We start from the raw sequence: 12,659 nt of genomic DNA, 5'->3' as shown, positions 1-12,659 counted from the left end.
ATTGTGTTAAGGAGCGCCCTGGCGAGCGTCTCAGGAATGTGGCCGTGATTGACGACGGTCGGGGTTCGGGCGACGATAAGCGCCAAGGGAACGTGCGACGCGCCTTCACATGACAGAGCGCACAAGCAACGACTAAAAAAGCAAAGACCATAAAAAGAGCACGACGACACAGAAGCGCCTCATCGGTTGCCACCCCGTCAGGATGCCACCCAGCTCGCCTCCGCACAGACACCGGAACGCACGCCGTCCCAGGATGGTGTGACGTCGCCTGCCCCAACCGCAGGCCGATTCATTCAGCGATTGTAAGGAGTCACTCACCGTGTCAGAACCAACCAAGCCAGCAACCGCCGGGTCCGACAAGCCCAGTGTCCTGATCGTCGGCGCCGGCGCCATCGGCAGCTTCTACGGCGCCATCCTCAAGCGGGCCGGCTGCCCGGTGAGCGTGGTTATGCGATCCGAGTACGACGCCGTGGTCGCCAACGGCATCCAGATCGAGAGTGAACTGGGCGACCTGTCCTACCACCCCGATCACGTCTACCGCGACGGCGACTCGCCGGCCGCCGCCCCCGACTACCTGATCCTCTGCGTGAAGGTACTGCCGGGCGTAGACCGGGCCGCGTTGATCCGCCCCTGGCTGGGGGACAAGACCCGCATCGTACTGATCGAGAACGGCCTGGACATCGAGCGCGAGATCGCCGACGCCTACCCGCAGAATCCGATCATCAGCTGCCTGGCGTTTATCGGCGTGAGCCGCGTGGGACCCGGCCAGGTGCACCACAACTCCTACGGCCGGCTGGTGATGGGACAATTCCCCGAGGGCATCGGTGAAGACTGTCAGACGCTGGCGGGGCTGTTCGACGACGGCGGGATCAAGGTCAAGCTGACGGAAACGGTGGTGGGCGAACGCTGGAAAAAGTGCCTGTGGAACACCCCGTTCAACCCGCTGTCGGTACTGGCCGGCGGCGCCGACACCGACACCATCCTCGACAGCGAGGGCGGTGAGGATCTGATCCGGGCGCTGACCGAGGAAGTGATCCAGGTGGCGGAAGCCGACGGCTACCCCATGGACCGGGACATCATCGACAAGCAGATCGCCGGCACCCGCAAGATGACCGCCTACAAGAACAGCATGGCGCTGGACTACCTGAACGGCCGGCCCATCGAGCTGGACGCGGTGCTGGGCAACGTGGTGGCCATCGCCGAACAACACGGCGTGGCGGTGCCGCACCTCAACACCATGCTGGTGACCCTGCGCATGCGTGAGCTGTTGAAACAGCGGGAAGCGAACTAGGCCGACAGCAGCCTTTTCAACTGATCCACGGCCCGGCGGAACAGGGCCTCGTCGAAGCAGTCGGCGGGGTCAAACCCCGCCGGGCGATGGGCCAGATCGCCGCACAGCAGGGCGCCTCCGGCCCGCGCCAGCCCGCAGTCGAGCATCAGGTTGTCGGCCAGGCCAAAGGGTTCGATGGCGGCGCCGTTGGCATCGGTATCGCCCGGTCCCACCCGCTGATTGTACGGCGTGGCGCAAACCGAAAAGCCCATCGACGGCTTGCCCAGCGCCAGCATGTAGCCCAGCTCGTAAACGGTCCCGGCATCGGCGCTGGGACCGCGAAACGGCGTGAGGTTGGCGATCAGCGCCGAGGCCTGTTGCATCAGATCCCGGTTGGCGTCGTAGATCCACTGCGCCGGGTCGTCCACGCCATCCGGTAACACGTTGTCGGACGGCGACAGGCCTTCCAGCCCCGCCGCGTGCAGGACAGCTTTCTTGCGCCGGTCGACGTGCGCACGCACCGGCTCCGGAAAGAAGACTTCCGGGCCGGCCAGATAAACCGTCGCTGGCGTCACCGCTGCCACCTCCGCCGATCGCCATTCAGGGCGTGTTTCTGAAACAGGCTCACTTCGTCGATTCACGTTCAGTCCGCCGGCTCAATGGTCGGGGGAGTCCAGTCGCCGTTCGTGATCGCCTCCTTCGGCCAGTACGCCCGGATGTACAGCGAGAAGTGGTCCTCGGGCGCCGGCAGCCAGTTGGCCTCGCGCTCACCGCCGGGATTCTCATTCTGGACGTAGATCGTCAGGCTGCCGTCGTCGTTGGTGACGAGGGACTTGTTCTTCGTGCCCAGCGAGAAGCGGTCGAGCTCGTTCGGGTAGAAGAAATGCTGTTCGTTATAGAGGGTCAGCGACCAGAAACCGTTGACCGGCGGCAACTGCCCGGCGGGGAAGGTAACGGTGTAGTTCCCGGCGCCATCAAGCCGATCGCCAGTGCTGTCGAAATCGGCCCCGAAATACATCGTTTCCTGGGGCACGTTCGAGAACATGTTGCCCTTGGCCGTTGCGGTACGCTGGAAGTAGTCGTAGCCGAAGCGAGCCGCGTTCTGCTGCGTCCGCCAGCCGTTGCCCGCATCGACGCCGTTATTGCGGAACTCGAACATGTCCGAGATGACCTGCTCTTCGGTCTCTACCGCCGTTTGCGTCAGCGCCTCCATCAAATCGGGATCGTCCGCGGCGGCGTCCAGCACCTGCCGCACCGTCGCGTAAATACCTTCCTCTCCCGGCAGCGGCGGGGTTTCAGCCAGCACCTCCGGCAGGACCTTGAAGAACTCCTCGGGCACAACCCACTGGGTTTCGCCATCGCCGCCCTCGTTGGGGTTCGGGATGGTGGGCGATTCCGACCAGTCCGTGGTTTTCATCTCGCCGGTGTACGCGGCCAGCGGATAGGCCATCACCTGATCGATGAGGGGCTGGATTGCTTCCCGGTCTTCTGCGGTGTCATCCATAAAGATGCGGGGAAAGACCGCGCCGAGATGGGTCTGGGAGTGAAAAACCCCCTTGATCCCGTCCGGCGTTTCACCGTCCCAGTCCGGCCCGACCAGCAGGTAATGACCGGGTTCGGTACCGTACTGGATCCCCATCGCCGCAAACGAATCCGACCGCTGGTCGACAACCTGATAGACCCAGAAGCGGTCGCCGAAATCGGGCACCTGAACCACGACCGCATCCTGATCAAGCGCGAGGAAGCCGGCCCCATAGACCACATCCTGATTGGGCGAGGTAACAAAGCGCTGTTCCGGTCGCAAATAGTCCGACAGCATGCTGACCTGGTTCAGCGGCGCAACAGGCAGGACGCCGCCCAGAAGCCCGGGTTTCGGCGCGGTGGCGAACAGCGTCTGGCGGTTGTGCATGTTCACCAGCGGCCAGCCCCAGACGTACGCCATTCGACCGATGGCCGACGCGTACTCCGGGGCGAGAGGCGCGCCGGACACGGGTTCAGGCACATCGCTGGCGGATTGCGGAGGAGGCACCTGCCCACCGTCTTGCGCCGCTTGCGCGGCGGGGGTGAGCATCATCATGAAAAGCGCTGAGCCGAGCAGCGTGTTGAAGTGGCGTTTCATCGTCCATCCTTGTCGTCTTGAGGGTGCGGTCAATGCGGGAGCATCGTGAGCGCCCGAGGTCCTTGCAGCGCCCCACTCTGGACAAAGTCTAGACAAAGAATTCGCCACCGCCAGTTTTCGGAAGCATTACAAACGCTTACCCATTGCGGCCTTTGGTGAGCCTGAACAGCATTTCCGGCGCGATCCGCTTGACCCACAAAGCCGCCATTTCCTTGCCCTTGCCGACCGGGATTTCACGCGTCTTCGCGTTCAGCCCCTTGACCACCACCTCGGCGCACTCGTCCACGTCCATGCCGCCGGCGATGTCGTCGTCGACCTGTCCGAAAGCCGACCCATCGGCGGCCAGGGCGTTCTCGGCAATCGAGGTACGGATGAAGCCGGGCACGATGGTGGACACGTGCACGCCGGCGTCCTCCACTTCCGCCCGCAGCGCGTCGAAGAAGCCCATCACGGCGTGTTTGGCGGCGCAGTAGCCGGTGCGCTGGGGCACGCCCACCTTGCCCGCAACGCTGGCGGTTACCGCGATGTGGCCGGAACCGCGTTCCAGCATGTCCGGCAGCACGGCCTTGGTCAGGGCGATCTGCCCCATCACGTCCACGTCCATCAACTTGCGGTAGACACTCATGTCCGTGTCCTTGCACAACGAGCGCTGGGACACGCCGGCGTTGTTGATCAGCAGGTCGATAGAGCCGAATTGCGCCGTCACCCGGGACACTGCCCCCGGCAGGGATTCCCAGTCGGTCACGTCGAGCGGCAGCACCAGCACCTGATCGGCGTGCAGCCCGGCGTCCAGGCAACGGGCTTCGACGCGTTTCAGTTCATCCTCGCGCCGCGCGGACAGAACCAGGTTGGCGCCCTCCCGGGCAAAGCGGATCGCCAGCGCTTCACCGATGCCGGACGAGGCGCCGGTGATCCAGATGGTTCGGGACGTCATGAAAGCTCCTTGTTGTGGTTTTTAACGGCTTCGCCAATGTACCCGACGGCGGCCCTTGCCGCCTAATCGCGTGGGCCACCGCCAAGGAATAGAAAACCGAACAGCGCCACCGATCCGATTTTTTCGCATTGAACGAGGCTTTCGCTTTACCCGCTCGCGCCACTGGCCGACAATAGCCGCCTTTCTCTTATCCCTGCGAGACCGGCCATGGCGCTCAAGTCCACGGTATTCAAAGCCCACATCAACATCGCGGATATGGATCGCGGCTACTACGCGGACCATACCCTGACCCTGGCCCGGCACCCGTCGGAGACGGACGAGCGGCTGATGCTGCGACTGCTGGCATTCGCCTATTACGCTGACGAAGCGCTCGCTTTCACCAAGGGGCTGAGCACGGACGACGAGCCGGACCTGTGGCGGAAAAGCCTGAGTGACGAGATCGAGCTCTGGATCGAGCTGGGGCTGCCGGATGAGAGCCGTATCCGCAAGGCCTGCGGCAGGTCGGAACAGGTGGTAATCCTGGCCTACGGCGGCCGGGCGGTACCGGTGTGGTGGGACAAGATGGCGGGCAAGGTCAGCCGCTTCGACAACCTGACCATCCTGCAGGTCAACGACGACGATGCGGACGCGCTCGCCGCCCTGGCGGAGCGATCCATGACCTTCCAGTGCACCATCCAGGATGGCCAGGCCAGTATCGGCGACGGCGAGCAGATTGTGGTGGTCGAACCGGAGCGGCTTTACCCGCGTCCCTAGCCCCGTTACAAGGCGGACTGGAAACGTTTTTTCATCGCCTTGAACACCGCCAGCGGCTGCCCTTCGGTATTGAGCAGCAACAGCTCGTCGTCCTTGATGTCCACCGCCACGGTCTGGCGCATGGCTTTCATGAACGCCGGCTCCACCGGCTCGCCCGGGCAGATCTTGCGGGTGGCGGCCATTTCGACGAAGCGGAACTGGCCTTCGAAGGTGCCGTAGCGGCCGCGAAAATCGTTACAGCCGGCGAAGCCGTTCACCCGGCCATCGTCGAGGAAGACGATGTAGGGCGCGTTCACGCCGTTCTCCGCCGCCACCTTCTCACCGCCCACGTGCGCCAGGCGCCAGAAGGTGTTGGTAAAGGTGATTTCAGCTTCAGCGGCTTCTTCTTCCGCCGGCACCGTGGTGCAGGCCGACATCACGCAGCCGGCCAGCAGCAATAACAGAACGCGCAGATAGGGCGCCGCCTTCATCATGGGGTATCAGTCCGTTGTGTCGTCCCGGCCCTGGTTGAGCAGGGAAGGTTTCTTCAGGGCTTTCTGGAACAGGTCCTTCTCTTCGGCGATGGCCAGGGCGCATTGCTCGGCCAGCTCATCGGACAGTCCGTCCACCCGGCCCTGCAGAAATACCATGATTTCCTCGGACAGTTCCAACATCCTGTCCCGTGCGTCGGCGTCCGCCTTGTTGGCAAACAGCATGGTATCCGGATGCTTCAGTGCCATCGCCTGCCCGTCCCTCTCTGAAAAGTACAGCGCTTTTACTGCCATGAATCAATCTCCTGTCGTCATCGCCGGCGCAGCAATCGGTCGCCGGCGCTCGCGTCGGAGCAGCATAGCAGTAAATTACTGTATATAAAAACAGTATCGAGAGAGCGACACGTCAGTCGCGGAACTCGGCCTTGTCCAGGCCGTGCTTCTTCATCTTGTCGTACAGGGTCTTACGGGCGATGCCCAGTTGCACCATGGTGTCCTTGAGGCTGCCCTGACAGGCGTTGAGGGCGCTGACGATGGCGGAGCGCTCGAAGGCGTCCATCATCTCGCCCAGGGTGCGCCGGCCGGGCACGTTATCGGTGACCGCGGTGCCGGTTTCCTCCAGCGCCGTCGGACCCAGCAGCACGTAGCGTTCGGCCAGGTTGCGCAGCTCCCGCACGTTGCCGGGCCAGGTGTGCTGCATCAGGCGCGCCGCCTGCTCGGCATCCAGCGGCACGCTCTCACGGTCGTAGCGGGCCGCGGCGATCAGCACGAAGTGGTGGAACAGCAGCGGCACGTCTTCCTTACGCTCGCGCAGGGACGGGATGTCCACCTTGACCACGTTGAGCCGGTAGTAGAGGTCGGCGCGGAAGTCGCCGGCATCGCTCAGCGCCTTCAGATCGGACTTGGTGGCGGCAATCACCCGAACGTCGGTGTCCAGTGGCGTGTTGCTCCCAAGCCGTTCCACCTTACGCTCTTCCAGTACCCGCAGCAGCTTCACCTGCAGCGCCAGGGGCATGCTCTCCACTTCGTCCAGGAACAGAGTGCCCTTGTCGGCGTGTTCGATCTTGCCGATGCGGCGCTTGTCCGCGCCGGTAAACGCCCCCGCCTCGTGGCCGAACAGCTCGCTCTCGATCAGGTTCTCCGGCACCGCGCCACAGTTGATGGCGACGAAGTTGTGGGCGCTGCGCGGGCTGTTCTCGTGGATGTAGCGCGCCAGCGCGTCCTTGCCGGAACCGGTCTCGCCGTGGATCAGGATGTTGGCGGAGATGTCCAGCAGCGGCTCGACGGTGGCGATCACCTTCTGCATCGCGGGCGAATCCCCCAGGATGCGCGGGCCGGGTCGGGCCAGCTGGCGCAGTTGGGCCTTCAGGCGCCGGTTTTCCAGGGCCAGGTGGCGTTTCTCCAGGGCGTGGCGCAGCAGCTCGATCAGTTCGTCGTGGTCGAACGGCTTCTCGATAAAATCGTAGGCGCCGCGCTGCATGGCGGACACGGCGGTACTGATGTCCCCCTGCCCGGTGAGGATGATCACGGGAATGGCGTCGTCCATGGCCTGGACCTTGTCCAGCAGTTCCAGCCCGTCCATGCCCGGCATGTTGTAGTCGCACAGGATCACGCCTTCGTAGTCGGGCCCCAGGCCGGCCAGGCCCGAGGCACCGTCGGCGTGGCAGTCCACCTTCAGGTCCTCCAGCGCCAGGGTCTGGGCCATGGCCTGGCGAATCGACTCGTCGTCGTCGATGAAGAGTACGTCTGCGTCTGTCATTCCATGGCCTCCCGTCGGGTCAGGGTGAGGATGAATTCGGCACCGGGTCCGTCGCTGCGGTTGTGTCCGGTCAGTGTACCGCCCAGGGCGTCGACGATCTGCCGGGAGATGGACAGCCCCAGACCGAGCCCCTGCTTCATCGACTTGGTGGTAAAGAAAGGTTCGAACACCTGCTCGGTGTCCGCCGGCAGGCCGGTGCCGTTATCCCGCACCCGGCATTGCCAGCCGTCGGCATCGGCCAGCACGTCGATCAGCACCTCCGGCTGGTCGGCGCCCTCGACCGCCTGCACGGCATTGGCAATCAGGTTGACCATCACCTGCTCGATGCGGATCAGGTCGCCGTGGATCATGACCGGATCGTCCGGTCGCTGCCAGCGGATACCGACGCCCTCGCTGTTGCTCTGGGCAGCGATGATCTTGAGCGCGGCGTCCACCGACTGGCGCAGGTCCACTGGCGCCGGCGGCCCCTCGGACTTGCGCGCGAACACTTTGAACTGGCGGGTCATCTCCGCCATTTTCTGGCACAGGTTCTGGATCTCCTGCAGGTTGGCGTCCACCATCGCGCCCTCGCCCCGCTCCAGGAAGCGCCGGCTGTTGCGGGCGTATGTCTGGATCGCGGTCAGCGGCTGGTTCATCTCGTGGTTCAGGCCCGCCGACATCTGCCCCAGCACCGCCAGTTTGGCCGCCTGGATCAGCTCCTGCTGGGTTTCCTTGAGTTCGTTCTGCGCCTCTTCCCGCTGGCGGATTTCCTCCAGCAGCTGGCGGTTGGAATTCTCCAGATCGGCGGTACGCTCCGCCACGCGTCGCTCCAGTTGTTCGCCGCGCTGGGCCAGCTCCGCCTCGCGCCGGTAGCGCTCGCGCAGGTAGAGCCAGGTCAGGAAGACGCCGATAAAGGCCAGGAAGCCCCCCACCAGGAACTGCAGGCGAATCCACATCACCGGCTGGGTGCCGATCATCACCTGCAGCGACCAGTCCATCTTGGGCAATGGCGAGCGGATACTGAGGAACTCCGCCGGCGTTTCCCCTTCGGAAATCAGCACTTTGCGCGAACGGTCGGACACGCCCCATGGCTGACTCAGCGTCTCGATGGGTATGGGCGCCAGATCCCGCTTGGGATAGCGCAGGTTGGGTGTCTGCGCCTGGCTGGCGGGTTCGAAGTCCCGGTACAGCCAGCTGTCCCGGCTCGCCAGGAAGCTGATGCCGCCGCCGTCGAGCACCGCCATCTCCGAATCGTGCAGCAGGTCGGGCCGCTGCCACTGGGACTCCAGCTCGTCCACCTGCACTTTCACCGCAATCACGCCCAGAATGCCGCCGTCCGTGGCTTTTACCGGATGGGAGAAGTACAGCCCGCGGATATCGGAGGTGGTGCCCAGGGCGAAATACACCGCTGAGCCACCGCTGGCCATGGCCTGCTGGAAATACGGGCGGTAATCGAACTGACGCCCGATGAAGCTGTCCTGCCGACGGTAGTTGCTGGCGGCGATGGTGTAGCCGGTGCGGTCCATCAGGTAGACGTCGGAGCTACCGACGATTTCCGCCATGCGCTGCATTTCCTGGTTGGCCTGCAGCACCAGGGACTGGTCGCCCGGCTCGCGCAGCACGCTTTCCAGCAGCGGATGCTCGGCCATCAACTCGGGAATGGGCCGGTAGCGCTTGAGCTCGTTAGCCACCAGTTGGCTGTAGCGAAAGGATTCCTCCTGCCCTTCCTGCTCCAGCATCCGGTATCCGGCCCAACCGCCCAGCAGCCAGCACACGCCCATCGTCGACAGGAAAAGCAGCAAGGCCCAGAGTCGGTAGGTCATGGGTGCCTGCTCCTGAAAGTCCGGAGCAAGCCTACTCTTGAGGCGGGATGGGAACAATAGCCGGCGCAGCGGCAGGCGCAAAAGAAACGACCGGCCGGCTGACGCCGACCGGTCGTTCGGGGACGGGCATGAGGTCACGCCGGAATCAGGACGCCTCGGCTGTCTGGCCATGCCCCGGTCCCCGCTGCTTCTGCAGCAGGTAGGTGACCACGGCCAGCGCGATGCCCGCCAGGTCGGAGACCCAGCCACCGGCAATCATCAGCAGCGCCGCCGACAGCAGCAGGAGACGGGTGAACCAGGGCGCGAAGGCCTGGAAAATCCAGCCCTGCACGGCGCCGGACAGCAGGTAGACACCGAAACCCGCAGTGATCAGCGAGCGGCCGATGGCCAGCCAGCTGGCGTCCATCAGCAATGCCCCGTTGTAGAAGAACATGAAGGGCACGATGAACGCCGCCAGGCCAATGCGGAACGAGGCCACCGACGTCTGCATGGCGTTGGCGCCGGATATCCCCGCCGCCGCGTAGGAGGCCAGCGCCACCGGCGGCGTGATGGCCGAGACCACCGCGAAGTAAAACACGAAGAAGTGCGCGGTCAGCGGCTCGATGCCCAACTGCACCAGACCCGGCGCCACCACGGAGGCGGCCACGGCGTAGGCGGCCGTCGTCGGCATCCCCATCCCCAGCAGGATGGAAATGAACATGGCGAACACCAGCGCCAGCAGCTGGCTGTGCTCGGCCACGCCCAGCAGCAGCGCGGAGAAACGCGCGCCCACGCCGGTCAGCGAGATGACACCAACGATGACACCGGCACAGGCACACACGGCGATGATCTGGATCGACATGATGCCGGCCAGCTCCAGCGCGTGCAGGATCGAGCGGATGCCCATCTTGTGCGGCGACAGCCAGCTCACCACCACCGCGGACACGGTGGCCAGGGTGCCGGCGCGGATCACCGAATAGCCCATGAACAGCGCCACCACCAGGATGACGATGGGCACGAACAGGTAGATCTGCTTGATCAGCTTCGACAGCTTGGGCAGCTCATCGGAGCGCATGCCACGCATGCCCAGCTTGGCGGCCTCGAAGTCCACCATGAAGAACACCGAGGCGAAGTACAGGATCGCCGGGATGATCGCGGCGATGGCGATCTCGGTGTACGGGATGCCGGTAATCTCGGCCATGATGAAGGCGCCGGCGCCCATGATCGGCGGCATGATCTGCCCGCCGGTGGAGGCGGCGGCTTCCACCGCGCCGGAAGTCTGCTTGCTGTAGCCCACCCGTTTCATCAGCGGGATGGTCAGCGAGCCGGTGGAGACCACGTTACCGGCACTGGTGCCGTTGATCATGCCCATCAGGCCGGAGGCGAAAATCGACACCTTGGCGGGGCCGCCGCGGGAGCGACCGGCGCAGGCGAAGGCGAAGTTGACGAAGTAATCACCGACTTTCGACGCCTGCAGAAAGGCGGCAAAGATGATGAACAGGATGATGTAGGTGGAGGACACCGCCGTGGTCGGCCCCAGTACGCCGGCGTCGGTGTAGACCTGGCTGAAGAAACGTTGCACCGACAGCCCCGGATACCCCAGGAAGCCCGGCATGTAAGGCCCAGCGAAGACGTAGCCGAGGAAGATCAGGGCGATGACCACCAGCGCCAGACCGGCGACCCGGCGGGTCATTTCCATGATCAGGGCGGTGCCGGCAATGGCCGCGAAGGAAATGCCGATGGGCGCAAACGAGGTGCCCGTGCTCATGCGCATGGAGGTGTTGTAGACCTCCAGGAAGTAGACCGCGCTGGCCACGGAACACAGGATCAGCACCAGGTCCGGCAGGCTGAACAGCGAGCGCTGGCGCTGGTGGAACCAGCTCAGCACGATACCGCCGGCGGTGGCGGCCAGCAGCGGCCAGCCAAAGTGCCAGGTTTCCAGCTCCGGCGGCAGGCGCATGGTGCCGCCGGCAATCATCTGGTGGAAATTGAACGTCTGGTACAGGACGTACAGGGCCGGCAACAGGAAGACGGCGGCCAGCCAGGTGGTCCAGCGATGACGGGCTTCGCCCTCCTGCTCGGACACGAAACGCGCGCCGGTGTAGAGGATGAAGCCGAGAATCAGCGCGCCGCACACGTGGACGATACGGAACGACCAGGTTTCCAGGGGCGCGATGTTCAGGGTGTACAGGTGAAACGCCGAGTACAGAATGGCGAGCGCGCTCACCACCTTCAGCACCCAGCCGGAGTAGAGTCGGCGATTGGGTTCAACCGGTTCGTCGTCCACTCCATGGGCCAGCATGTGATCGTCGTCCGGGTTGACCGGCGCCTGATCCTTGTTGGAGTTATCAGTAGTCATGATGCAACCTGATCGGGAAAGAAGAGTGGCCGGAAGGCGGCCAACAGCCTGAAGAAAAGGACCGGCCTCGTGGCCGGTCCGGTCAAGTCACGATTCCCGTGGAACGCTTACTTGATCTGGCTATCGTCGATGTCGTAGCCGTTCTCATTGAACCAACGAGCCGCACCCGGGTGCCACGGCAGAACGGTGTTCTTGCTGTAGTTCTCGGGGATGGTGGACTTGGCGGCCTTGTGGATGCCTACCATCTTGTCGTTGTTTTCCATGGTCAGCTTGGTGATCTCGTAGACAAAGTCTTCCGGCATATCACAGTTGACGATGGAGAAGTTCCACATGGAAACCACGTGGGACTCGCCTTCCAGCGACTGGTAGGTACCGGACGGAATGTTGAACTCGGCCACCGGGAAGTTGTCGATGATCTTCTGACGCTCGGCGTCGGTCATGCCGATGATGTTGACGTCAGTCTGGACTTCCAGCTGGCTCACGGCCGGGATGGGAATACCGGCGGCAAACGCCACCACGTCGATCAGGCCGTCCTGGAGCTGACCGCCGAGGTCGGACCAGCTGCCGTTACGACGCTCGTAGTTCACGCCCAGGGTATCCATCATCTTCGGGAAGTAGGTGTCCGAGGTGGAGCCGGCCGGGCCGAAACCGATCTTGGCGCCATCCGGAATGTCGGAGATGGAGGTGATACCAGAGCTGGACAGGGCCGTGACGGAGAACGGGGTCTGGTACATGGGGAACATGGCACAGACGTTGTCCATCTTCATTCCCGGCGCCAACGGGCTGTTGCCGTCGATGGATTCCTGGGCGGGCCCCAGGGTGGTCAGGCCGAACTTCAGGTCGCCGGTGTGGACCAGCGCCATGTTCTGCATCGGGCCACCGGTGATTTCAGCACCGCCGGACACGCCCAGGCTTTCGGAGATGTAGTGCGCCCAGCCCGAACCGTAGGCGAAATAGGTACCGCCCTGACTCGCCGTGCCAACGGTGAATTTTTCCGGCCAGTCGGAACGATCCTGGGCCGAAACGGAACCGGATACGATCAGTGCAGAGGCGAACGTCGCCGCCAGCAGGGATTGCGCTTTCATTATTCTTACTCCTGTACTGTCATTGTCGTTATGCATGACGCGCCGGAACAGCCAGCTCCGACGACGTGAATCTTCGAGGCCTGCGCAGGTCCTCTATCAGCAGTCAGTAGCTCAGCAAGCAACGGGCCA

Annotated in this window: 11 protein-coding genes; 2 read left to right on the top strand and 9 right to left on the bottom strand. The window is 63.9% G+C overall.

From position 1 onward, the window contains the following. Positions 1 to 319 precede the first annotated feature (319 nt). On the top strand, positions 320 to 1,291 hold the full coding sequence (locus DKK67_RS01045; protein ID WP_111493548.1) for a ketopantoate reductase family protein: 972 nt from the start codon (positions 320 to 322) through the stop codon (positions 1,289 to 1,291). Here DKK67_RS01045 and DKK67_RS01040 read toward each other — a convergent pair. From DKK67_RS01040 to DKK67_RS01030, 3 genes are all read right to left on the bottom strand, one after another. Next, complete coding sequence (locus DKK67_RS01040) at positions 1,288 to 1,845, bottom strand: nucleoside 2-deoxyribosyltransferase (RefSeq protein WP_162628705.1); 558 nt, start codon at positions 1,843 to 1,845, stop codon at positions 1,288 to 1,290. The genes DKK67_RS01045 and DKK67_RS01040 overlap by 4 nt on opposite strands. A 68-nt stretch (positions 1,846 to 1,913) precedes the next feature. After that, complete coding sequence (locus tag DKK67_RS01035) at positions 1,914 to 3,422, bottom strand: DUF1254 domain-containing protein (RefSeq protein WP_204355697.1); 1,509 nt, start codon at positions 3,420 to 3,422, stop codon at positions 1,914 to 1,916. 103 nt (positions 3,423 to 3,525) lie between these two features. Further along, complete coding sequence (locus DKK67_RS01030) at positions 3,526 to 4,323, bottom strand: SDR family oxidoreductase (RefSeq protein ID WP_111493542.1); 798 nt, start codon at positions 4,321 to 4,323, stop codon at positions 3,526 to 3,528. A gap of 207 nt (positions 4,324 to 4,530) precedes the next feature. On the opposite strand from DKK67_RS01030, the gene DKK67_RS01025 reads away from it, so the two are divergent. Further along, positions 4,531 to 5,076, top strand: a complete 546-nt coding sequence (locus tag DKK67_RS01025; protein WP_111493540.1) for a YaeQ family protein — start codon at positions 4,531 to 4,533, stop codon at positions 5,074 to 5,076. A 5-nt stretch (positions 5,077 to 5,081) separates the two neighbouring features. Here the strand turns inward: DKK67_RS01025 and DKK67_RS01020 are convergent, their stop codons facing one another. The 6 genes from DKK67_RS01020 to DKK67_RS00995 all read right to left on the bottom strand — a co-directional run bounded on the left by DKK67_RS01020 (position 5,082) and on the right by DKK67_RS00995 (position 12,530). After that, on the bottom strand, positions 5,082 to 5,549 hold the full coding sequence (locus DKK67_RS01020; RefSeq protein ID WP_111493538.1) for an META domain-containing protein: 468 nt from the start codon (positions 5,547 to 5,549) through the stop codon (positions 5,082 to 5,084). Between the two features lie 6 nt (positions 5,550 to 5,555). Then, positions 5,556 to 5,840 carry a YebG family protein gene (locus DKK67_RS01015; protein ID WP_111493536.1) on the bottom strand — a complete coding sequence of 95 codons (285 nt, stop codon included), beginning with the start codon at positions 5,838 to 5,840 and terminating at the stop codon, positions 5,556 to 5,558. 112 nt (positions 5,841 to 5,952) lie between these two features. Next, entirely contained in the window at positions 5,953 to 7,305 is a 1,353-nt protein-coding gene (locus tag DKK67_RS01010) for a sigma-54-dependent transcriptional regulator (protein ID WP_111493534.1), read from the bottom strand. Beyond that, positions 7,302 to 9,107 (bottom strand): sensor histidine kinase, encoded by a 1,806-nt coding sequence (locus DKK67_RS01005; protein ID WP_111493532.1) that lies wholly within the window; start codon positions 9,105 to 9,107, stop codon positions 7,302 to 7,304. Before DKK67_RS01005 ends, DKK67_RS01010 begins: the two co-directional genes overlap by 4 nt. A 145-nt stretch (positions 9,108 to 9,252) precedes the next feature. Next, the gene (locus DKK67_RS01000) at positions 9,253 to 11,445 is read right to left on the bottom strand and encodes a TRAP transporter permease (RefSeq protein ID WP_111493530.1); all 2,193 of its coding nucleotides are present in this window, start codon (positions 11,443 to 11,445) and stop codon (positions 9,253 to 9,255) included. Between the two features lie 107 nt (positions 11,446 to 11,552). Next, positions 11,553 to 12,530, bottom strand: coding sequence for a TAXI family TRAP transporter solute-binding subunit (locus DKK67_RS00995; RefSeq protein ID WP_111493528.1), 978 nt, complete (start codon positions 12,528 to 12,530; stop codon positions 11,553 to 11,555). Positions 12,531 to 12,659 lie beyond the last annotated feature (129 nt).

This window comes from Marinobacter bohaiensis (assembly GCF_003258515.1).
Lineage (GTDB): Bacteria > Pseudomonadota > Gammaproteobacteria > Pseudomonadales > Oleiphilaceae > Marinobacter_A > Marinobacter_A bohaiensis.
Note: the sequence above shows the minus strand (reverse complement) of the source record. Positions and strands in the feature narration are given on the sequence as shown.

Excerpts from the sequence above, each read along its gene's own strand:
- DKK67_RS01030 (WP_111493542.1), bottom strand. The coding sequence starts at position 4,323 with ATGACGTCCCGAACCATCTGGATCACCGGCGCCTCGTCCGGCATCGGT.
- DKK67_RS01025 (WP_111493540.1), top strand. The coding sequence starts at position 4,531 with ATGGCGCTCAAGTCCACGGTATTCAAAGCCCACATCAACATCGCGGAT.
- DKK67_RS01020 (WP_111493538.1), bottom strand. The coding sequence starts at position 5,549 with ATGATGAAGGCGGCGCCCTATCTGCGCGTTCTGTTATTGCTGCTGGCC.
- DKK67_RS01015 (WP_111493536.1), bottom strand. The coding sequence starts at position 5,840 with ATGGCAGTAAAAGCGCTGTACTTTTCAGAGAGGGACGGGCAGGCGATG.
- DKK67_RS01010 (WP_111493534.1), bottom strand. The coding sequence starts at position 7,305 with ATGACAGACGCAGACGTACTCTTCATCGACGACGACGAGTCGATTCGC.
- DKK67_RS01005 (WP_111493532.1), bottom strand. The coding sequence starts at position 9,107 with ATGACCTACCGACTCTGGGCCTTGCTGCTTTTCCTGTCGACGATGGGC.
- DKK67_RS01000 (WP_111493530.1), bottom strand. The coding sequence starts at position 11,445 with ATGACTACTGATAACTCCAACAAGGATCAGGCGCCGGTCAACCCGGAC.
- DKK67_RS00995 (WP_111493528.1), bottom strand. The coding sequence starts at position 12,530 with ATGAAAGCGCAATCCCTGCTGGCGGCGACGTTCGCCTCTGCACTGATC.